The sequence below is a fragment of the Pedobacter boryungensis genome (genome assembly GCF_013204825.1).
Taxonomy (GTDB): domain Bacteria; phylum Bacteroidota; class Bacteroidia; order Sphingobacteriales; family Sphingobacteriaceae; genus Pedobacter; species Pedobacter boryungensis.
Genome location: NZ_JABMKV010000002.1, coordinates 1169184 through 1189454, shown reverse-complemented (window position 1 = coordinate 1189454; position 20271 = coordinate 1169184). Strand labels below are relative to the sequence as shown.

24 protein-coding genes are annotated in these 20271 nt (G+C 34.5%); 9 read left to right on the top strand and 15 right to left on the bottom strand.

The genetic code is table 11. From position 1 onward, the window contains the following. Positions 1-55 precede the first annotated feature (55 nt). Positions 56-445: a response regulator gene (locus tag HQN85_RS12030; RefSeq protein ID WP_173272463.1), complete on the top strand. Its 390-nt coding sequence runs from the start codon at positions 56-58 to the stop codon at positions 443-445. A 3-nt stretch (positions 446-448) separates the two neighbouring features. On the opposite strand, the gene HQN85_RS12025 is transcribed toward HQN85_RS12030, so the two are convergent. Beyond that, positions 449-679 (bottom strand): DUF1456 family protein, encoded by a 231-nt coding sequence (locus tag HQN85_RS12025; protein ID WP_173272460.1) that lies wholly within the window; start codon positions 677-679, stop codon positions 449-451. An 86-nt stretch (positions 680-765) separates the two neighbouring features. Continuing rightward, positions 766-2073: a DEAD/DEAH box helicase gene (locus tag HQN85_RS12020; RefSeq protein WP_173272458.1), complete on the bottom strand. Its 1308-nt coding sequence runs from the start codon at positions 2071-2073 to the stop codon at positions 766-768. 226 nt (positions 2074-2299) lie between these two features. Between HQN85_RS12020 and HQN85_RS12015 the strand changes: the two genes are divergently transcribed. Then, positions 2300-2773 carry a ribonuclease H-like YkuK family protein gene (locus HQN85_RS12015; protein WP_173272456.1) on the top strand — a complete coding sequence of 158 codons (474 nt, stop codon included), beginning with the start codon at positions 2300-2302 and terminating at the stop codon, positions 2771-2773. A gap of 48 nt (positions 2774-2821) precedes the next feature. Then, positions 2822-3349: a TlpA family protein disulfide reductase gene (locus HQN85_RS12010; RefSeq protein WP_173272454.1), complete on the top strand. Its 528-nt coding sequence runs from the start codon at positions 2822-2824 to the stop codon at positions 3347-3349. Here HQN85_RS12010 and HQN85_RS12005 read toward each other — a convergent pair whose 3' ends face one another. The 3 genes from HQN85_RS12005 to HQN85_RS11995 form a co-directional block, all read right to left on the bottom strand. Beyond that, positions 3350-3934, bottom strand: a complete 585-nt coding sequence (locus tag HQN85_RS12005; RefSeq protein WP_173272452.1) for a DUF4468 domain-containing protein — start codon at positions 3932-3934, stop codon at positions 3350-3352. A 250-nt stretch (positions 3935-4184) separates the two neighbouring features. Continuing rightward, positions 4185-5228 (bottom strand): porin, encoded by a 1044-nt coding sequence (locus HQN85_RS12000; RefSeq protein ID WP_173272450.1) that lies wholly within the window; start codon positions 5226-5228, stop codon positions 4185-4187. Between the two features lie 118 nt (positions 5229-5346). Then, entirely contained in the window at positions 5347-6705 is a 1359-nt protein-coding gene (locus HQN85_RS11995; RefSeq protein WP_173272448.1) for an ammonium transporter, read from the bottom strand. A 422-nt stretch (positions 6706-7127) separates the two neighbouring features. Here HQN85_RS11995 and HQN85_RS11990 point away from each other — a divergent pair, with 422 nt between their 5' ends. After that, the gene (locus HQN85_RS11990) at positions 7128-7490 is read left to right on the top strand and encodes an SRPBCC family protein (RefSeq protein WP_246249732.1); all 363 of its coding nucleotides are present in this window, start codon (positions 7128-7130) and stop codon (positions 7488-7490) included. Positions 7491-7824: 334 nt separating this feature from the next. On the opposite strand, the gene HQN85_RS11985 is transcribed toward HQN85_RS11990, so the two are convergent. From HQN85_RS11985 to HQN85_RS11940, 10 genes are all read right to left on the bottom strand, one after another. Continuing rightward, entirely contained in the window at positions 7825-8778 is a 954-nt protein-coding gene (locus tag HQN85_RS11985) for a TIGR01212 family radical SAM protein (protein ID WP_173272444.1), read from the bottom strand. A 343-nt stretch (positions 8779-9121) separates the two neighbouring features. After that, the gene (locus HQN85_RS11980) at positions 9122-9739 is read right to left on the bottom strand and encodes an NADAR family protein (RefSeq protein WP_173272442.1); all 618 of its coding nucleotides are present in this window, start codon (positions 9737-9739) and stop codon (positions 9122-9124) included. A gap of 158 nt (positions 9740-9897) precedes the next feature. Next, positions 9898-10356 (bottom strand): hypothetical protein, encoded by a 459-nt coding sequence (locus tag HQN85_RS11975; RefSeq protein ID WP_173272440.1) that lies wholly within the window; start codon positions 10354-10356, stop codon positions 9898-9900. Positions 10357-10436: 80 nt separating this feature from the next. Beyond that, positions 10437-10808: a hypothetical protein gene (locus tag HQN85_RS11970; protein ID WP_173272438.1), complete on the bottom strand. Its 372-nt coding sequence runs from the start codon at positions 10806-10808 to the stop codon at positions 10437-10439. 19 nt (positions 10809-10827) lie between these two features. Continuing rightward, positions 10828-11253 (bottom strand): SMI1/KNR4 family protein, encoded by a 426-nt coding sequence (locus tag HQN85_RS11965; protein ID WP_173272436.1) that lies wholly within the window; start codon positions 11251-11253, stop codon positions 10828-10830. 137 nt (positions 11254-11390) lie between these two features. Further along, complete coding sequence (locus tag HQN85_RS11960) at positions 11391-11993, bottom strand: DNA alkylation repair protein (RefSeq protein WP_173272434.1); 603 nt, start codon at positions 11991-11993, stop codon at positions 11391-11393. Positions 11994-12101: 108 nt separating this feature from the next. Continuing rightward, on the bottom strand, positions 12102-12614 hold the full coding sequence (locus tag HQN85_RS11955) for a hypothetical protein (RefSeq protein ID WP_173272432.1): 513 nt from the start codon (positions 12612-12614) through the stop codon (positions 12102-12104). A 29-nt stretch (positions 12615-12643) separates the two neighbouring features. Then, complete coding sequence (locus tag HQN85_RS11950; RefSeq protein WP_216847269.1) at positions 12644-13561, bottom strand: AraC family transcriptional regulator; 918 nt, start codon at positions 13559-13561, stop codon at positions 12644-12646. 23 nt (positions 13562-13584) lie between these two features. Further along, positions 13585-14214 (bottom strand): class I SAM-dependent methyltransferase, encoded by a 630-nt coding sequence (locus HQN85_RS11945; protein ID WP_173272430.1) that lies wholly within the window; start codon positions 14212-14214, stop codon positions 13585-13587. 94 nt (positions 14215-14308) lie between these two features. Further along, the gene (locus HQN85_RS11940) at positions 14309-14728 is read right to left on the bottom strand and encodes a hypothetical protein (protein WP_173272428.1); all 420 of its coding nucleotides are present in this window, start codon (positions 14726-14728) and stop codon (positions 14309-14311) included. Between the two features lie 272 nt (positions 14729-15000). Here HQN85_RS11940 and HQN85_RS11935 point away from each other — a divergent pair, with 272 nt between their 5' ends. The 5 genes from HQN85_RS11935 to HQN85_RS11915 all read left to right on the top strand — a co-directional run bounded on the left by HQN85_RS11935 (position 15001) and on the right by HQN85_RS11915 (position 20269). Further along, complete coding sequence (locus tag HQN85_RS11935; protein ID WP_173272426.1) at positions 15001-15210, top strand: hypothetical protein; 210 nt, start codon at positions 15001-15003, stop codon at positions 15208-15210. Positions 15211-15774: 564 nt separating this feature from the next. Continuing rightward, positions 15775-16395 (top strand): hypothetical protein, encoded by a 621-nt coding sequence (locus HQN85_RS11930; protein ID WP_173272424.1) that lies wholly within the window; start codon positions 15775-15777, stop codon positions 16393-16395. A 439-nt stretch (positions 16396-16834) separates the two neighbouring features. Further along, positions 16835-17389, top strand: coding sequence for a M23 family metallopeptidase (locus HQN85_RS11925; protein ID WP_173272422.1), 555 nt, complete (start codon positions 16835-16837; stop codon positions 17387-17389). Beyond that, the gene (locus HQN85_RS11920; RefSeq protein ID WP_173272420.1) at positions 17389-18624 is read left to right on the top strand and encodes an O-antigen ligase family protein; all 1236 of its coding nucleotides are present in this window, start codon (positions 17389-17391) and stop codon (positions 18622-18624) included. The genes HQN85_RS11925 and HQN85_RS11920 overlap by 1 nt, the downstream gene beginning before the upstream one ends. Continuing rightward, positions 18617-20269 (top strand): hypothetical protein, encoded by a 1653-nt coding sequence (locus HQN85_RS11915; RefSeq protein ID WP_173272418.1) that lies wholly within the window; start codon positions 18617-18619, stop codon positions 20267-20269. Before HQN85_RS11920 ends, HQN85_RS11915 begins: the two co-directional genes overlap by 8 nt. The last annotated feature ends 2 nt before the right edge of the window (positions 20270-20271 follow it).

The following is a 20271-nucleotide window of genomic DNA, read 5'->3' as shown; positions in this document are numbered from 1 at the left end:
CCTATTGTATTTATGTTGTTATATATTCATCTTACAATAGTATATATTTGCCGTTATGAAGAAAATACTCGTAGTTGACGATGATGATGAAGTTTTAGAAACTATTCAACTTATTTTAGAAATTGGTGGGTACGAAGTTGAACCCCTAAACGATGCAGAACTCGTTTTTGATCGTATAGATGAGTTTAAACCAGATTTAATTTTACTTGATGTTGTTTTAGGAAGAATCGACGGAAGAGTAATATGTAGTCAACTCAAATCTCATGAGGACACTAAGTATATTCCGATTTTAATGATGTCGGGTCTTTATGATTTAAAAGAAGTACAAGAAATGGAATGTGCTCCAGATGATTTTATGTCGAAGCCTTTTAAAATGGATGTACTTTTAGAAAAGATCGAGAAGCTCGTTAATAAAAAAATCATATCTAGATACGATATTAATTAACACTTACTTTTTCTCTTCTCTTGGGCCGCGTTTATAAATTACTAAGCCGTTTAAGAAATTACGTAAAATTTGGTCGCCACATTTTTTAAAATTGGGATGCTCGTCATTTCTAAAAATATCGCCTAGTTCACTTTTAGTAACTGTAAAGTTTACCAGCTTGCAAATTTCTATAATTTGATCGCTATTTAAGGATAAAGCTACCCTTAGTTTTTTCATGATATCGTTGTTGCTCATTTTAGTATTTAGTAATTAATGTATAGTAGTTAGAAATTTCCACTCAGACTTCCTGTTTTTTTAGACTTTCCCGACTTCCAACTCCCTTACATTGCTGTTTCTATTTTTACTTTTTTATTCTTTACTCTTTCATTGACCAAAGTTCTTAAAACTTGCGGAACCAATTTCCTTTTAATTGCCACATAACTTGCCTGGTCTTTTACTTCAATTAATCCAACATCATCTTTTTCCAATCCGCCCTTTTTGAGCAATAAACCAACAATATCAATTTTATTGACCTTATCTTTTTTCCCTGCACTAATGTACAAGGTTTGCCAAACGCTATCCTGGGGTAATTTATATGGTCCTTTTAATTTTTCCGTTTCAATATCAGCTTTTAAGAATGGATATTTCTCATCATCTGCTAAAATCAGATAAGCTGTACCTTTTGCATTCATTCTTGCCGTACGTCCATTTCTATGCAAAAAAGCATCTTCAGTATATGGCAATTGATAATGGATAATATATTCTACTTCCGGAATATCTAAACCCCTAGCCGCTAAATCAGTAGTTATTAAAATTTTAATACTCCCATTTCTGAATTTTAATAAGGCTCTTTCACGTTCATCTTGTTCCATGCCACCATGAAAAATATCATGCGCTAAATCTTTATCAATCAACAAATCGCTAATTCGGTCGACGGTTTCTCTATGGTTACAGAAGATTAGAGTGGTTTTACTTCCTATTTTACAAATTAGTTCAAATAAAGTATCTAACTTATCCTCTGCTGTAGTTTGTACCTTTTTCAATTTTAAATCTGGAGCAATCTGAACATCTTTTAAAAAATCAATTTCTGTATGATCTTTTAAACCAGTAAACGCAGGAATTTCTTCCATAGCAGTAGCTGATGTTAAAATCCGTCTTTTTAAAGACAGCAGATTACCAATGATGTAAGACATATCTTCCGTAAATCCAAACTCGAGAGCTTTATCAAATTCATCTAATACCAAAGTGGTAATAGTAGATTCATCAAAATTTTGATGACGCAAATGATAAGCAATGCGACCAGGCGTACCTATTAGTACTGCCGGCGCTTGTTCTAAATTATTTCGTTCAGTTTTAATTGGATGTCCACCATAACAGCAATTCACTTTAAAACCTGTACCCATTTGCTTAAAAACCTGCTCTATTTGCAGCGCTAATTCCCTTGAAGGAACTAAAATTAAACACTGAACTCCTTTACTATCTTTTACTAGGTTAGTTAAAACTGGTAGCAAAAAGGCTAAGGTTTTACCAGAACCAGTTGGTGCTAATACCAAAATATCGTTACCTTTTTGTGTTGCAGAAATCGCTGCTTCTTGCATTTGATTAAGTGCAGTAATTTTTAGGTTATCGAGTATGGGTTGTAGCATCATGCTGCAAAGGTAGAGATAAGTTTCCAGTTCACAGTTTCAGTTTTTAGTTTATTCCCTGTCTTAGATTTCTCTTTTTATTGGTTCCACCTTACATTCTTTAATCGTATCTTGTTGATAACCAATTTAATGTTGACAAATAAACAACATAGATTTAATCATTATCTAATATTAACCTCTTAATTTTAAGAAACCTGATTACGGTTGTTAACCTTAACACCAATAACGTATGACCTGGAAAAAATTTAGTGGCGAAGTTATCCACTCGTCTATTTTGGAAGAAGTTGAACAAGCGATTATCCGCGAAACCGAAAGCGGTTATAAATTAAAAGTTTGTATTGGCACCGACTCACAAGTTAAAGGTGCAACGACCGATTTTGCAACCGTAATTGTTTTGCTTAGAGAACATCATGGTGGTTTTATGTACATTAACCAAGATAAAACCACGCAACAAATGGGCATTAAAGAAAGAATGTTAGTAGAAGTGCAAAAATCTATTGAAACAGCTTATTCTATTTGCGATTTATTGGATATTTATGATGTAGATTTAGAAGTTCATGCAGATATTAACACCAATCCTATGTTCAAATCAAACAAAGCATTAAATGAGGCAATGGGTTATATTTTAAGTATGGGTTTTATTTTTAAGGCTAAACCAGAAGCTTTTGCAAGTTCTACCTGTGCCGATAAGATGGTTCACTAAGATTGCAAATCAACAAGATATCGTATATTTGATTCATAAAATTAGTTTATGAAAAAGATATTCTTATCTCTAATGGTCATCGTTTATTCGGTTACTGTTTTCGCTCAAACGGTAGATAAAGACAGCTATACAAAAATTGGTGATCCTGTTCCATCATTTACTTTCGAGATTGAAAAAGGCAAAACCGTAAACATAGCAGACTATAAAGGGAAATTAATTTTAATTAATCTATTTGCAACATGGTGTCCACCATGCAATGTAGAATTACCTGAAGTACAAACTAAAATCTGGGATAAATATAAAAACCATAAAGATTTTGCATTTTTTGTTTTTGGAAGAGAAGAAGGATGGGATAAATTGATTCCGTACAAAGCAAGCAGAGGTTTCACTTTTCCTATTTTACCAGATGTAGATAGAGGTGTTTTCAGCAAATTTGCTAAGCAATCCATTCCCAGAAATATTCTAATAAATCAAGAGGGGAAAATTATTTACCAGTCGATGGGATATGAAGAAAAGGAATTTAAGGTGATGTTAAAGTTGATTGAAAAACAACTAGACTTAAAAAGCGCTAAGTAATTACCAACTTTTACTAATCACCTTTTTCTCGGGTACTGACTCAGCTATTGAGATTTTACTTACCATAAACTGTTTAAATTTACTTGCAAATTCTTTCGCATATTTTGCTGCTTGCATCTGGTACTCTTTCCACTGAGCCGCATTTAATTTACCCGGGTCTCTTTCTAAAGATGCACCAATAGTTGTGCTCGCTACAAAATTTCCATATCGATCGCGTTGATAAGGAATAAAACTAAAATCGCTTAACCAAAAACGATACTTTCCTTCTTTTACTTCCGCCTGAAAGCGATACAAAATTTCTCCGGATGGATGTGACATCACCAATAAAGTTTTGTTAATGACCATTTTGCCAGTGGCAATGAATGCCGTATCGCCCTGTAGAGACTTAAACTGAATTTCCTTATGTTGTTTTTTGAGATAATTGATTACTCTATCCTTAAGTGCATTTTTAGTAGTCCCTTCTAATGGCACTACTTCATAATAAATGAATTTACCTTGTTCATCTACAGGCAATAAACTTTCGCTTTGCGCATATGCATACACAAAACAATTAAGCAATAAGAAGACGCTAGTTATAAATTTCATTAGTCTCATTCGTTTTTGAAACTATGCACTTTTAGTGCAAGACTTTCTTTTCTAAAAATATTTTTGTGATCGTCCTTTCGACCGCAGTGGAGAAATCTTTGAACTTTAATCACTTAGTTCAAAGATTTCTCCATTTCACTGCTTTAGTCGAAAGGACGAGTTATTATTTTAAGTTTGACAGAAAGAATTCCATTCTTTCTCTATAAAAAAATGCCAGAACTCAGCTCTTGCGTCATAGTTTGTTTGGTTATTAAAAAGCGTAAACTGCAGCCAAAGAAAATTGAGAAGCCGACTTTGCAGGGTTTATTCCATTAGTTTTGGTAAATCCTTGAGAAAAATCTTTATCACTATCAAAGCGAACTTCCGGAATAAATGTTAAACCACCAGATTTAATATTGGCAGATAAAGTTAACGAAGCTACACTTACATCTGCAGCAGTACCCACTCCTTTATAGTTAAAATATTCGCCTCTTAAACCTAAAGCGACTGCTTTCGTAAATGCATACTGCGGATATAACGCCACACCAGAATAACCGCCATTATCATTTGAAACAGTATAATCAGCTGCGTTTAAGCCTAACTTAAATTGTTCGGTAATTTGATAAGCAGTAGTTAAATCTAGAATTGTGCCTGTTCCTGCCGCACCTGCAGAACGACCAGAAAGCACATTCAAATAAGCTGTCCAACCAGTAACCGGTGATACAGTTAATTGCGCACCAACATGAGAAACCCCATTAAAATCTTGATATACATTCCAATCATTAAACAAACCTGCCATTAAACTCACCTTATCAGAAAATGCATAACTCGCTTTTATCCCTGCATTTTGAAAAGGGCCAGAACCGAATAAATAAGATGTAGAATAGTTAAAATTAGCTGCTGGCGAAATCACTTCGTACCCAATAAAAGTACCCATATAGCCTGCAGTCATACTGAACTTATCTGTAAAAGCATAACTCACGTATAAATTCTGAATGTTAAAACTGTTTGTAGCTTCATCGTAAAGACCTGCTGCATTGGGTATAGATTGCGACTGTCCGCGTGGACCGAAAGATAACTCACCCACAAAAGATGCCTTACCTGTCGTCTTTTTCAAGGCCAGATCAATCATTCCTAATGAAATAGAATTCTGTTCGTTCGCAAAATAGGTATTAATGTTAGCCGATTTAGCGAAATCATATTTGTAGTAGGTGTCTACTGAACCAGATATTTGCAAAGGCGAACTTGCCTCTTGCGCAAGAGCAGTTGTTGTACATCCGAGGGTAGCGATAAAAAGTAGAGCTTTAATTTTCATAATTTTAGTTTTAAGGTTTATATTATTCCATTATCTACGAATTGAAAGGGCAATAGTCGGGCTACCCACTTAAAAATGTGGTTCCAATTTTTATGAATAGCCCGAATAATATGTTTGCCTAAATGTTTGGAACTTCTTGTCCGGCAACAATTAAAGTACCTTGTGTATACTTTTCATCGTGCTGACTTGCATCTAATCCTTCTTCCTCCTCTTCGGCACTTACACGAATTGGTTGTACTAAGTTGATCAGTTTAAAAATGGCAAATGAAACTACAAAACTGAATACTACAACAATAAATGCACCTTTTAACTGCGTAAAGAAAAACTCAGGATTACCATACAACAAGCCGTCTGCGCCCAAGCTGTTTACTGTTTTAGTAGCAAAAACCCCTGTAAGTAACATACCTACTATACCACCCACACCATGACAAGGAAATACATCTAAGGTATCATCTAAACTTGTTTTTTGTTTCCAAGAAACAACTAAATTAGAGATAACAGCTGCAACCGCTCCAATAAAAATACTTGATGGAATGCTCACAAAACCTGCACCAGGCGTGATGGCAACTAAACCGACAACCGCTCCAATACAGAAACCTAACACCGAAGGTTTTTTACCTCTAGCTACATCAAAAAACATCCATGATAAACCAGCAGCACCCGCAGCTGTATTGGTAGTTAAGAAAGCAGAAACAGCTAAACTATTTGCACCTAGGGCAGAACCCGCATTAAAACCAAACCAACCAAACCATAATAAACCTGTACCTATTAATACATATGGAATATTAGCAGGCGGTACTTCGCGGTGCTCGATATGAGATTTTCTGCGTTTTAATACTAGCGCTCCAGCCAGTGCAGCCATACCTGCCGAAATATGCACTACTGTGCCACCAGCAAAATCTAACACACCTAATTTTAATAAGAAACCATCTGGCGACCATGTCATGTGTGCCAAAGGCGAATACACAAATAAGGCAAAAAGCACAATAAATAAAATATATGATGTAAAGCGGATACGCTCTGCAACTGCTCCTACTACCAAACCTGGCGTAATGATGGCAAACATTAGTTGAAAAACAGCGAACAGTGAAAGTGGAATGGTTCCCCATGCCGGACCTGAATTAACACCTTGAAAAAACAAGAACGTTCTAGGATCTCCAATAAATCCTCCAATTGATTTTCCAAAAGCAAGACTGAAACCTACAACAGTCCAAAGTACTGTAATTACACCCGCAGCTACTACACTTTTAATCATGGTAGAAAGTACGTTTTTACGATGAACCATTCCGCCATAGAAGAAAGCAAGCCCTGGAGTCATTAGAAATACAAGGGCAGCAGAGAATAATACAAATGCAATATCGGGAGCACTGTACTTTCCTTCATCAAAATTAGGAAGTAATGGAATAAAAAGAGCTAACACTGCGATTATCATCAAAATCACAAATGGAGAATACTGTTTAAATAAAATTTTACCCATAGTTTTTAGTTTTATCGTTGATTTTTTATTAATTATTTAAAATTAACTATAAATTTTTAATAATTATCATAATTATTTACCAAAAAACATTAAATATATTCATTTTAAACAAAAAACAACTTAAAAAAGTAAAATAAAACATAAATACCACAGCAAAAACAACAAAATGAAACATAATTATCTAAAATAAAGATGTGTTTTATCATTTTATCATCAATTAATGCTAATTTTTATTGAAAAAATAAAATTTTAACCAATAAAAACTTAATTTTTACTGAATTTTCAATACTTAAAACAAATTGTACCTTTATTTCATGAAATCATACCAACTAAAGTTCAAGCAAGTACTCCCAATTTCGCTGTCAGCCGCCTGGGATTTCTTCTCGTCACCAGCCAATCTTGCCAAGATAACCCCAGATGATATGGAATTCATCGTCACTTCCGACGATAGTCAGGAAAAAATGTACCCTGGGATGATTATTACTTATAAAGTCTCCCCTTTGTTTGGCATACATTTAAATTGGATGACAGAAATTACTCAAGTTGCGCCAGAAAAGTACTTTATCGACGAACAACGCTTCGGACCTTTTAAGTTTTGGCATCATCAACATCATTTTAAAGCAATTGAAGGTGGTGTTGAAATGACCGACATTTTAACATATGCACTGCCGCTAGGTGTATTAGGTACAATAGCGCATAACTTGATGGTAAAAAATAAAGTAAAAGAGATATTTACATTTAGAGAAAACAAGGTGATTGAACTATTTGGTTCATTTGATCAATAGTATCATTGGTATTATTAGTTCATTGGGCAATAGCGCTATTTTTTCGTCATTGCGAGGCACGAAGCAATCTTAATGCTGTAGTAGGCTATCATCGCTTTACGGTTCCGGTTTTCACGGAAATAACAATACTCGTCATGCTCAGCTTGACTGGGCATCGTAATGCATAAGTAGTTTTTTTTACAGCGCTTTATGGTTCCCGTTTTCACGGGAATGACGAGCAAAAAAACCTTAGCATTAAGATTGCATTGTCGTATCTTCTCGCAAACACGAAAGCACAACAAAATTAAGCACTAAGGTATTTTAAGTGCAGCAACAAAAAATGTCTTTATTAAATTTAGTGAGTTGAGGTATAACTTGAGCCTTGTACAATCCCTCTACGTTCAATTTCTTTATCAATGTAGGTTTGGATAGCCGATTTGTTTAATCCCCAGTTAGGAGCAATTAATAAATCCCAGTCTGAAATACCAAATAAACGCTGGATCACGATATCTGGTCGTAGCAAGGGAATTAATTCACATAATAAATCGGTGTATTCTTCGAGTGTAAATAACTTAAAAGGGTTCTTTTTGTATTTAGCGCCCATAATAGAACCTTCCACAATGTGCAAATGGTGAAATTTAACAAACTTGATTTGTGGGAAACGATTGATTTCGTGAATGTAACCGTACATCATTTCTCTAGTCTCCCACGGGAAACCAAAAATAGTGTGTACACAAAGATCTAGTTTAGAGTTCTCCAGCAATTCAACTGCTTTAACAAATTCTCCATGACTGCAACCTCTGTTAATTTGATCTAAGGTTTCATCATATATCGACTCCATCCCCATTTCTAAATCCACATCAAAACGATCGGTATAACTTTCTAATAAAGCTACCTTTTCGGCGTCTATACAATCTGGTCGTGTACCTACGGCAAAGCCTACTACATCTTCTGTTTGTATGGATAAGGCTTCATCGTACATCATTTTTAAATAATGTACCGGCGCATAGGTATTGGTATTAGGTTGAAAGTAAACAATGAACTTATCGGCTTTGTACGAAGTTTTTGCTCTGCGCATCCCTTCTTCCAACTGTTCTTTAATGTTAGGGTTTTTGCGAGATGGTTCTGGTGTAAATGAATCTACATTGCAATAAGTGCAACCGCCATAACCTTTACTTCCATCACGATTAGGGCAGGTAAAACCTCCATCTACAATCACTTTAAACACACGTTGTCCGTTATATTTTTCACGTAAGTGTACACCGTAGTTTTTATATCCTTTTATTCCCGAATCTAATGCTGTTCCCATTGGGAGCAAAAATACTGATTTTGTTTGAGATAGGGGATTTTATTAGAAAAGGTTACACATTTCTTCATTACTAGATGGAACAACCAAGTAATCTTCATGCAAACCATTATGCCTCTACGAGCGGGAATACCAATAAAAAAACATTCAAATGGATAACATCAAGAAAAAATGATGCTTCTGTCCACAACCTAAGGTAGAACGTCGTTCTACCCATCACTTTTGGAAGTATAAGAATTTGAATGATGGTTTGGTATAGTATTTTTACCCTAGTTTGTTAATAGCGACCTGCAATCTTTAGCAAGCGTTGTGCGCTGAATAAAGCATAGAATTCAAACCCATCGTATCAATGTTTATAAATTTTATCTAGTTGGATTTGAAGTGACTTATCAGGCTGTTTGAAATGACCAAAGTTTTTTAAAAAATCTCTGGCTTCCATCAGTGCAAAACCAAGAAGGTTTTCTCCTCGCCAAGCATAAATATTCTCTATGTCATTGCTGTCTGGAGACAGACCAATTCCCCATATTGTATCTATTGGACTCGCTTCTACTAAAATCCTGTTTTGTGTTTTTAAAAGAAAATCTGCAAGTTTTGGATTCTGATTGAATTTATGGATGTTACCCAATTTTACTATGTCAAATTTTTTATCAGACCATATCTGCTCGTTATAACCTAAAACCTCCCTTCCTATTTCTTTAGCTTCTCCAGGCTTTTCACACTGTATAATTTTATCAAACGCATTTTTATCATTAAACAACAAAGCTTTATGAGCCATCATCCAATGCTCTGCGGTTTTATAAGTGATATTATTAACAATAAAAGGGCATTTAAACCATTGGCTAAAACAATACTTTCCTACTTCTTCTTTGTACTCAGGAGTATGGCCCCAAAAGAATATATATTTCAAATTCTCGCCACTTTCGTATTTTTGTCTTAACCATTTTATGTCGTAGTGTTTCTCCATTTTATTATTGTAACTAATGTTTACCTTTAGTTTATTACTTAAGGGGCAACGTCACATTTCTTTTCAAGTTATACACTTCTTAAATCTGGATGGCTTTTTAATTATTCTGCTGAGTTGTAAAATTAGTTCTGAAGAAGAAGATTTGTTAACTATAGTTTTTAACCCGTTCCAAATAACTTTCCGTTAAAGGTATGGGTACAACAGTTACAATAGGGCTCCATATCTTTTGCATTAAGATTTGGGTTGGATAATTGCAAGAGATTATCATCGTCGACATACAAGCCAGAAAAATAAGAAGACTCCCCTGTTCTTATCAAATCTTTTTTCTCACTTTCATTTAAAGCAACTATTTCAAATATTGGATCAGGTTTATCTAATCGGGATTTTGCCTCACTAAAAACTTCATTCCAATTGGCTCCAACTTTTGATAATAAGAATCTGTAAAGCGGAGTATAATCTAAACCTCGTTCCTTTTTCCCAAACATTTTACCTTTAGTTTGTTCTAATGTTTCCTTTTTACTGTTTCGAGTGTTCTTAAAATCTCCACCAAAATTATGATGAACATTATACGCTGTAGTATTTACTTTCCTAAATAGTTTAGATTTCTCTTTGTTCATTTACTGTTATTGATTAGTGAATTTCTTCCTAAAGTTCATTTAAGAATACCTATATAAATTTAGTGCTTTCTGTTGGTTGATTACTTGTTATCGCTTTCTATCCAATTATGGATGCTTACTTTTAAGCTCTCAATTTTAATAAAGCAAATCACAAAGTGGACAAGAAAAATTCCAAACAGCAAAAAAGTGGCTTTGTTTAGAATCGTCCAGTAATACCAAGCAAGAACATAAAGTCCAAGTCCGTATAGTAAAAAATTATACTCGAGCGCAAGAGATCGAATACCAAAACTTAAATGAGAAGTCATTTTAACTCTACCCGCAGCGAAATCAATTTTTAAATAACAGAACATCGGCAAGAATATTTTCAGTATTTGGCCATTGAGTTCGTATTTGTAATTAAATAGTTTTAGGCGGCTAATAATTTTGTCATGATTGAATGGCATTGTTTCCATGTGTATTTTTTCTTAATTATTACTTAAACCATTCTTGTCCTTTGTCCAGTCGAAGTAAAAAGTCCGAGAAAGAAGTTCCTATTTCAATGTGATATTGTTTGTCCAAGTCAATGAAAGGAGAAAGAACAATTCTATAATCGCTAATGTTAATTAGTTCGATTGCAATAAACTCACTACTTCCATTCCCACCTATTGCAAGTGTGTTTGGTAGATTATCAAAAATCTCATAGTCTTTATTTGTTGCTAGTAATTCATCTAAATCCCATAGTCTCACAAACGCTTCTCCAATGTAGGTTTCAAAACCTGAGTAATTCTGAATGTAAGTTTTATAATCGGTTGGTAGATTAAATTTTACGACACTTTCAATTTGAGCAATTGTCGTCGAAGGTTTTTCAGTCCGCTTAGGGAAATTATATTTATTGAGAATTTCCTCAAATATTTTCATCTCTATGATTATATGTTTTTGTTTTACGCTTGCAGTAAATCAAGTTGACCTAATATAGCACAAAAGCTTAAGCAGTACAAAAGTAGGCATTTGTTCTTCAACCACTATTGCAAAACAGCCTGTTATCGGTTAGTTGTTTATGCTTTCGGTATTACTAATTTATAAGTAAATGCTATGTTTTTGTTTGTTAAATCCCAAGTTGCTATTTCGTTAAGCACTTTGTCTTTATGTTTTTTGCTAATATCTCGAAGTGCGTTGCCAACTGATTTTCGTAAATACTCACTGCTGTCTGATTTATGTTCACTGATGAGTTGGATTGCAGTTATTGGATTGTCTTTGAAGTATGGTCGGCTTGTCCAAATGCGAAGTCCTTCAATAACTGCTCTTTTAATATTTGGATTTTTGTCTGTAAGCCACTTTTTAATTTTGGGCAAAGTTTTTTCATAGCCAATTGTATTGCAATAATAATCAAATGCTTTTGCTAACATTTCTTGCACTCGCCAATTTTTGTCGTCTGCGACTTTTGTTTCAAGAAGTTTGAGAGCGCTTTCGTTGTTGGTTGAAAGTTGACCTAAAAGATATGTTGCCAACATTCTAACCTGATAAGCGGGATCAATTAAAAATTTTGTTGCAAGGTCAAAATGATTTTGTGTTTTGTCAGCCAAAATAAGGTCACACGCTTCTATAATATGTTTAAAACCATGTTCGATTTTCTTTATGTCTTCAATGAGTTTTTTCATTATAAGTGTTTATTTGCCTTTATTTTAAATCTACTCCATCACAATGACCTTAACTCTGCTATTTGAGGTATAGAATAGGTTCGCTTATCTGAAATCTAAAAATTAGTGTCAATCTTTAATAGTTGCTTTTAGCTTAAAAGTTTGCTGTCCCCTATCAGACATTACCGAATTAATTCTATTTGCAAAAAAGTCTTTCATAAATTCCCAGTCACTTGCGTTCATGTTGCCATTACCGTTTTTGTCAAGGTTATCTACAATATTTAAGTTACCAATGACTTCAAAATTATCTCGAAACATCATAAAGTCTTTTCTCCAAATTATAAATCCATAAGAGCCTAAGAGGCATGGTTCAATCTCAGGATGAATTGACCACATTTTATGAAGTTCATTATCTGAATATTTGAAATAATCATTCTTTCCATTTCCTATCCCAAAGAATTCGGTATCCATAACATTTACAACTGTCGGCTTTTCTAAACTATCGTAGGTTAGCGCAGAGAAAGTAAAGTTCTGTGGGCTTTTGTCTTTGTAGGTGCTGGTACAAAGCAACACTTTATATCTATTATCATTCGCTTTAAATGTGAGCAAGTCACCTTGATTGATATCTGTTATTTTTGGCATATAAGATCTTATAATAGTATACAGCGTTTTTATTCAATTGGTATATAAAAATCAACAATGGCCTTTCTTTCAGGATGTTCCTTAAAGTTATTATGATAAATCTCAAAAGGATTACTATCAGCCTTTTTATATCCGTTTTCATTCATCCATAAATATAGCCCTGTCCACGCTTTTTCAAATTCATCCAAGCCTATCTCATATTTACCCATTATAAATTTACCTGCTTTAATTGAGGTCAGTCCAATTTCTCCTGTCGTTTCTACAGGTTTGTTTAACACAATTGAAGCACTCATTCTAACTTTGCTGGCCTCAGTAACTTTAAAGCTGTCGTGATAAATGGTTACCATTTTTGTTTGGTCGTTCATCAATCCCTGTGGTGTTGCCCATTTAATTAATGTTGCATAAGCATTTTCAAGGTTTTGCGGCCCGATACTTGAAACATAAGCCAAATCCATTTTTGGCATTTCTTTAATCTCAATTTTTGCATTCATTTTTATCCAATTTTTAAGGTGATCAATGATGCAAATGTATTGGTCATAGTCTGGATACTCTTGTCCTTTCTTGCTTTTCAGTTGACTAATCTTGCTATGTCTATTTGGGTTTTGCTTTTTAAATTCGATTGGGCTTACTCCATAATATTTTTTAAATGCTCTGGAAAATGAAGAATTATCACCAAATCCAAATTTGTGAGCAATTGCTGTTACCGCGATGTTTTTATGCAACAAGTCTGATGCTGACTTTTCTATCCTTCGCCTTATGATATAGTCATTTAAGGTTTCTCCTGTAACGAATTTAAAAACTCGGTGGAAGTGGAATGGCGAAAAAAAGGCAATTGCTGAAACTGTATTTAAGGACAGATCCGATTCTAAGTTTTCGTCAATAAATTCAAAAACTCGATTGATCCGTTTCTTATAGTCAGCTTGTATTTCTTTAGCTATAATTGTCATTTTTTAAAACCTCTATTATAGGCTCATCTCTTCTTAGCTGTCAATATAGTGTGTATATCAAAGTCTGTTTCTGATATTTTATACTTAACCTTAAAAGTCTCTATTTCAGCAAATTTTGTTTTAATCAATTGCGTCTTTAAGTCATCTAAATTATGGAACTGAAAGTAAACTCGCCCACCGCTACCAACTTTAAAATCAGATTTATCAGGGTCTCCTTCAACAAAACTCAAATAAATCAATCCGTTTTCGTTTAGTAAATTGTAGGCGTTTAAAATTAATTCATTACTTTCTGTAGGCGATAAATATGGCAAACAAAACCCACAAATAATTCCATCATACTTGCTGCTAAGACTTTTGATTTCCCGGCTGTCCATAACGGCAAAATCTGCTTGTGGATTATTTTTCCTTGCAAGTTCAATCATATTTGATGCAATGTCAATTCCGAAAATATCAAAGTCTGATCTTTTAGACAGTAGATATTTAGTTATATTTCCAGGTCCGCAACCAATTTCTAACAGTTTTGCTTTTTGTTTAGAAACAGAAACACAGATATAATCATAAGTGTCATTATATAAGGTTAAGTCCATAAACTTATCATGGTAAATAGAAGCTATGTTGTTCCAAGTTTCAAATGTTTCTTTATATCTGTCCATGTTGTTGTCGTTTTAAACTGCCTGATAATGTTTTGAGGTTTTCACACTAAATTTTACATCTGTGAAACGCTGCATACAAAGTATGTTCGTTTTGTTATTGATATTTAATAACGATCGAACTACTTCCTGCTTTTCGATCAAAATATGCGCTAACTTTTCCCCATTCAAAATTTCTTTTTGACCCCATGTTTTTTGTTAACCACTTATCATACGTTTCTTTCCGATTTACTTCCTCTTTTTCATTCCAATTGTCCCACGTTAAGTTTTTTTCTTGTTTCTCGGTAAAGCTAAAATCAATGCAAAAGAGTTTGTCGTTATAAAAACAAACACCGATGTGAAAAAACAACTTGTCAATTTCTATATCATCGAAATAAATCCATTTATAACCGTTTTGTATGTCCCAGATTTTATTAGGTTGTACAAGCTTTAATATGTCGTTGTAATTCTTATCCTTACTAAAAACTATTTTGTCGGGTATTTGGAAATTTCCATTTTGAAGATTTATTATACTCATTTTTTATCTCCATTGATAAGCAATTACTTTAGTTGTTAAATTTTTATCAATTATAAATATTTGTTTTCACTATTGTTTCTATCCAGTAAAATAACTCATTGAAACGTTCGGTGTTAACACCATTCCTTTCCAACCACATGAAGGCAAAATAATGTCTGAATGGTGTGTTGTATATGTTAAATAGTTAAGATTAAGGCTACATCAAATCACCTTTAAATAAAAATATAAAAGCTCCGTTATAGGAACTTTAAATTATTTCAATTAAGCTCAATATGGAAAATCAACAAGACCGAGTAATTATTTATCCTTCAGATATCATGCGCTGGTACGGCTATGATCCGTTGTCAAGAAGTGCCTATCTTAAGCATCGCGAAATTAAAAAAGCAATGGGCATCGTTGGTAAACGACCGCTCACCATTTTCCATTTAAGCGAATACTTTGGCATTTCGACAGAAGACATCGCTAAGAAATTGTTTGCCTAAGTCGGCATTTCTTAACCTATTTAAAAAATCTAAGCCCTAAATTTTAGTGCTTGCACTCTATTTCTTCTGTATCTTTTGGTTTTTCCCAAGGGGAAAAGGGCTTTGCGTAACGGGAAATGTCTTTTGCATGATAGGAAAACTCCTTTGCGTGATAGGAAAAGCCCTTTGCATGACGGGAAAAGTCCTTTGCGTGATGGGAAATGTCAATTGCGTGATAGGAAAAGCCCTTTGCATGACGGGAAAAGTCCTTTGCGTGATAGGAAATGTCAATTGCGTAATAGGAAATTGACATTTCTCAATAGGAAAACCTAAATTTCTGTATCGAAATGTACTTTAACTACAGGGTTTTGATCAAATTAAACTGGTTTTGTAGCGAATGGTATAGGAATAATACATAAACAACAAATTTTGACTATTTATACCCAATATATACTGATTTTAAACGAATTGATTAAAATGGTATTAATAGTAATGCATTATGCATCAGTATGTTGTGCAATCACATCCTCTTATTTACTTTGGTATCGGCTTAGGGGAATACACCCCTACCTTAATATGAAAAACATGAAAATTGCAAAATTAATTTTAAGCTATTCGAAGCTATCGGATGCACAATTGAACTTGAAAGCACAAAACATTGTAGATGCATTAACCAACAATGCTTATTTCCCCACTACCACGCCCTCTTTGGCGCAACTTACTTCGAATGTAACTGCGTTCAATTTAGCGCTCAATAAAGCAGCTACGGGTGATCGTCAACAGATTGCCTTAAAAAATCAAACAAGACTAACTTTAATCTCCGATATGCGCCAAATGGCATTGGATATTTCTTCTCAAGCTAATGGCGATAAAGCTCAGTTAATTAGTAGTGGTTTTGATATTGCGAAAGAAGGTGAAGGGAGCAGTGCCATAGAAAATCCAATAGATTTTTCGATGAGCGATGGCGCTAACCCAGGGGAAATGATTTTCTGCTGCAAAGCCGTAAAGGGTGCGTTGAGTTATAATTTCCAATATACGGATGAATTGCCTACAGCAGATAGTCAATGGAAAACTCAACCTTGCAGTTCTTGTCAGTTTACTTTTAAGGGTTTAAAAAGTGGTACGCGTTTATATGGTCGTATCACTGCCGTGGGCAGAAAAGGTCAAATGGCAGATTCTGATATTATTTCTAGAATGGTGCAGTAGTTAATCGTATGTGATGATGTAAGGTGGCTGTCTGCCCCTTACTCATTTTTTGGTTATTTGTTCTCTAACTTGTGCAGAGGCTTAACTCGATTCTGCTTCGTGTGCTCATTGCGTCATTCCCGTGAAAACGGGAACCACGCAGTGCTCAGCGTAGCTAATCGTAAAGCGTTACGTTTTAGACCGAGTGCAGCATTACGATAACCAATCAAGTTGGTATGACGTAAACAAGAAGAAGTATCGTCATTTCGACCGCAGCGGAGAAATCTTCTTCTTTTGATTAAAACAATGAGATTATCACAGTCGCCAAAGCAACTCCTTCGCATACGCACTATGTTGGGCACTTTGTGCTTCTAGATGATTGCACCGTTACCCCCCTAAAAGACTAGAAAACAAAAATTAGATAATACTTAACTTGAGTTTAATTCGAAATACAACTTATATGCCGATTACCACAAAATATAAAAAAATCAAGCTCTTGTTTCTTTCGTTGATTTTACTAACTATTTGTGGCGTTTCTTATGTAAATATTATTGGACAAAAAAAAGAGCTATTCATACCAGTTGTTGGCGCCAATATAAAGAGTTGGGATAGCAAGAGCTATTGGTGTACTCCTTGGGGAAAATCTAAAGTTCATAAAGGGATCGATATATTTGCTAAACACAAAACTGAAATACTAAGCCCTATTAATGGCTTTATACTCTCAGCTGGTTATAGTGAAAATGGAGGAAATTACCTTTATATCCTGGGCCCAAAATTAAGAATATATTATTTCGCTCATCTCAACACCCAAGAAAAGCATTCCTTTTCTTTTATTAAGAAACGGCAGCATATAGGGATAGTTGGTAATTCCGGTAACGCAATTAGTTCACCATATCATCTACATTTCTCTATATTTTCTTTCTTCCCTATTGTGAAGTATTATAGTGGAAAAGAGTCTCAAGGCTGGATGAAAATGTTTTACCTCGATCCAGTTAAATCCCTTATCACAAGCTAATGATTAAGGAATACTTAAAGCATTATTCGTTCGCAATAAGCCTTACTTTACTTTATTTAGTACTTGCTGTATGTATAATGATGTTAAATAGGGCATTTATTGTTGGTGCGTTGTTAGGCGTCATTTTTCTGTTATTCTCTTTTGAAAAGGTAGCCATAAACAAAAAAACAATTGGTCTCTCCTTACTTTTTGTATTGGTTGCAACAATAGTCGTTGCTATTTTTCTAAAAAGTGATTCAAGCTTAGGTAGATTGCTCATCTATAAAATTTCTTGGAACATGTTTATTGAACATCCAATTTCAGGAATTGGTTGGGGTAATTTTCAAAGAGAATATGGTTTATATCAAGGCATGTATTTCCAAACGGGAAACTATACTCAAAAGGAATTTCTTTTAGCCGACAATTCATTTTATGCTTTTAACGATTATTGGGAGCTCATTGTTGAAACAGGGATTATTGGGGCAAGTTCTTTATTTATTTCCATTTATTTCTTAGTCCGAATCTCCTACTATCGCTTAAAAGATAATCCAGATGATGAACTTTTAAAACTGCTGTTAGCGCTATTACTTGTAATTTGTATTGCAGCACTATTTACCCATGTATTTGAGCATGGTCCTTTTAAAATAATGCTTGTATTTATCTTGTCTTATTTGTTTCTAGCAAACTTCAGAAAGTTTAAAGTCGTTGTTGCACTAACTGTTACTGTAATATACGCTACTAATCATTATTACTTTGAGCTTAAAAACATCAACAATTACAAAAAATGGGAGCAGGCAAAGATTCTGTCTTCAACTGGATACATTTTAGAAAGCCAAAAAATATACGAAAATCTGTATGAGGAGTTTCATAACAATGTAGAATTTCTTCAGAACTACAATGGTGTGCTTGGGCCTAACAACACTGGTAAAAAGATATTTCTGCTAAAAGAAATTCTTAAACGGTATACTAATCACGTTTCCTATTTAGAAATGGCAAGGCTTTACGATGACATAGGAATGAGGAAAGAGGCCGAAAATGCATTTCTGAAAGCTGTTTATATGGTTCCTAATAAGTTTCTAACAAAAGAAGCGCTCTTTAATTTTTATCTCAAACATCAGCAATACAAGCAAGCTGCCCATTGGCGCCACATTATACTCACAATGCCAATCAAGATCCCTTCAGAAAGGATTGAGGCTATTAAGCAAAATGTAAAATCAAAACATTTATTAACCCTAAAAACTAAAACCTATGATTAAAAACAAAAATCCGTACATTGTTAGCATGGCAATCTTTATGCTTTCCATTGGCATCTATTCCTGTCGAAAGGAAATGCCAAATATTCCCGAAATGAAGCCTGAAGCTCAATGGGCAAAAAGCTATTTTAACGATGTACTTCTACCTAAGGCTGGTAACCAGGTCTCATATAGAGTGGCTAACAAGTTGTCCTCTATAAAGGAGAGGGAAAGAAAACCAAATCAAAAAACACCTTTGTGGACTCGGGCATCCCTTGGTAAAACAGCCTTATATGAATTTGTTGAAGTACCTTTATCTTATAACAGGAAAATTGTAACGTTATTCGGACCAAAAGATATGAAAATAGATCCTGAAATAATAAAGGCTAGTTTCAATCGATTGATTATTTTCAAGGATAAAAAAGGGAAAATCGATCAAAGGATTGTTTCATTTATTCCTGACAAAGACTATCTACAAAGGCATAATGGAGATATTAGCCATAATAAGATCGATCACCTAGATTCTGATTTTAATGGTTTCCTTGTATATAAAACATGGGATGATGTAACCGTAAGCAGGCTGCGAATTATAAACGGAAAAGCAATTAGCTTAAAAAAATCTTCAAAATCATCTCCATCACTTAAACTCAACAAGTCCGCCAGCACAGACAGAACTGTATCTGAACGCCCAGGTTATGAAGGTGAACCTGGATGCGCAGATTGGTATGAATTCGATTATGAAATATTTTGTTATTTTTTGGGTGATGATCCTATTCCTTACTACTGTAGCGACCCTGTAATCACATTTCAAACTTGGTTATATACGGTTTGTCCAGATGATCCAGAGGAGGTTGATTGCGAAGATCCTGTTAACTTTACCAATCCAGAATGCGAGCACGAAGGTTGCAATGATTGCGATACTGGCACTGAGCAAGAAGACGATGGTTGTACTACGTCAAAAACTGCGGCAGCAACCAAGGCAAATGCCATGACAGCAGGAAATACTTCATTTGCTAATGCTGTTTCTTCTGTTTTAAATAGCTCAACCAACAATATAGAAGCTGCGTTTAGGGTAGATGATAATGCTGGGACAATTACTGCCTCAACGCCTATTGAAGAAGCCGAGCTTGAAGCTAGCACTTCGACCAATTCTAATACAATTGCTATAGGACATGATCATCCTGAGGGTGGGTTTCCTCAACCTTCTCCTTTCGATTTCTATCAAGCTGGCTTATTAGCTATACAATCTAATGGAAAATTAGCTACAGATTATACATTTAGCCCATCGGCGAGTTATGCCATTGTTATTAATAATACTACTTTGATGAACCAATTTTTAATTAACTACCCTATGAGTAGTACGCTTGCAAAAGACCAAAATGGCGATTACACAGGGGACTTTAAAAAAGGTAAAGGGACTCTTGGGAACCAATTTCAGGACTGGGGTCAGGAAGCTTATGATGTTGATCCAAGACGTAATGGTACACCAACCGAAAGAGTTGCAGCAGAAATAGCTGCCAATGAATATGCAACTACCAAATTAATGAGCTTGGCCATGGGAGGAGCTACGCTCTTAAAAAGGGATTCTAATGGCAATTGGAAAGCACTACACTATACCAAACAAACAATTAACGGAGTAACTTCTTATACTGTAACCCCATGTAACTAAAA

Coding starts and splice junctions, on each gene's coding strand:
- HQN85_RS12015 (WP_173272456.1), top strand. CDS start 2,300: ATGACCTGGAAAAAATTTAGTGGCGAAGTTATCCACTCGTCTATTTTG.
- HQN85_RS11955 (WP_173272432.1), bottom strand. CDS start 12,614: ATGCCAAAAATAACAGATATCAATCAAGGTGACTTGCTCACATTTAAA.
- HQN85_RS12000 (WP_173272450.1), bottom strand. CDS start 5,228: ATGAAAATTAAAGCTCTACTTTTTATCGCTACCCTCGGATGTACAACA.
- HQN85_RS11985 (WP_173272444.1), bottom strand. CDS start 8,778: ATGGGAACAGCATTAGATTCGGGAATAAAAGGATATAAAAACTACGGT.
- HQN85_RS11995 (WP_173272448.1), bottom strand. CDS start 6,705: ATGGGTAAAATTTTATTTAAACAGTATTCTCCATTTGTGATTTTGATG.
- HQN85_RS12005 (WP_173272452.1), bottom strand. CDS start 3,934: ATGAAATTTATAACTAGCGTCTTCTTATTGCTTAATTGTTTTGTGTAT.
- HQN85_RS11920 (WP_173272420.1), top strand. CDS start 17,389: ATGATTAAGGAATACTTAAAGCATTATTCGTTCGCAATAAGCCTTACT.
- HQN85_RS11930 (WP_173272424.1), top strand. CDS start 15,775: ATGAAAATTGCAAAATTAATTTTAAGCTATTCGAAGCTATCGGATGCA.
- HQN85_RS11965 (WP_173272436.1), bottom strand. CDS start 11,253: ATGAAAATATTTGAGGAAATTCTCAATAAATATAATTTCCCTAAGCGG.
- HQN85_RS11950 (WP_216847269.1), bottom strand. CDS start 13,561: ATGACAATTATAGCTAAAGAAATACAAGCTGACTATAAGAAACGGATC.
- HQN85_RS12030 (WP_173272463.1), top strand. CDS start 56: ATGAAGAAAATACTCGTAGTTGACGATGATGATGAAGTTTTAGAAACT.
- HQN85_RS11940 (WP_173272428.1), bottom strand. CDS start 14,728: ATGAGTATAATAAATCTTCAAAATGGAAATTTCCAAATACCCGACAAA.
- HQN85_RS11935 (WP_173272426.1), top strand. CDS start 15,001: ATGGAAAATCAACAAGACCGAGTAATTATTTATCCTTCAGATATCATG.
- HQN85_RS11945 (WP_173272430.1), bottom strand. CDS start 14,214: ATGGACAGATATAAAGAAACATTTGAAACTTGGAACAACATAGCTTCT.
- HQN85_RS11960 (WP_173272434.1), bottom strand. CDS start 11,993: ATGAAAAAACTCATTGAAGACATAAAGAAAATCGAACATGGTTTTAAA.
- HQN85_RS12010 (WP_173272454.1), top strand. CDS start 2,822: ATGAAAAAGATATTCTTATCTCTAATGGTCATCGTTTATTCGGTTACT.
- HQN85_RS11990 (WP_246249732.1), top strand. CDS start 7,128: ATGGAATTCATCGTCACTTCCGACGATAGTCAGGAAAAAATGTACCCT.
- HQN85_RS11970 (WP_173272438.1), bottom strand. CDS start 10,808: ATGGAAACAATGCCATTCAATCATGACAAAATTATTAGCCGCCTAAAA.
- HQN85_RS11975 (WP_173272440.1), bottom strand. CDS start 10,356: ATGAACAAAGAGAAATCTAAACTATTTAGGAAAGTAAATACTACAGCG.
- HQN85_RS12020 (WP_173272458.1), bottom strand. CDS start 2,073: ATGATGCTACAACCCATACTCGATAACCTAAAAATTACTGCACTTAAT.
- HQN85_RS11915 (WP_173272418.1), top strand. CDS start 18,617: ATGATTAAAAACAAAAATCCGTACATTGTTAGCATGGCAATCTTTATG.
- HQN85_RS12025 (WP_173272460.1), bottom strand. CDS start 679: ATGAGCAACAACGATATCATGAAAAAACTAAGGGTAGCTTTATCCTTA.
- HQN85_RS11980 (WP_173272442.1), bottom strand. CDS start 9,739: ATGGAGAAACACTACGACATAAAATGGTTAAGACAAAAATACGAAAGT.
- HQN85_RS11925 (WP_173272422.1), top strand. CDS start 16,835: ATGCCGATTACCACAAAATATAAAAAAATCAAGCTCTTGTTTCTTTCG.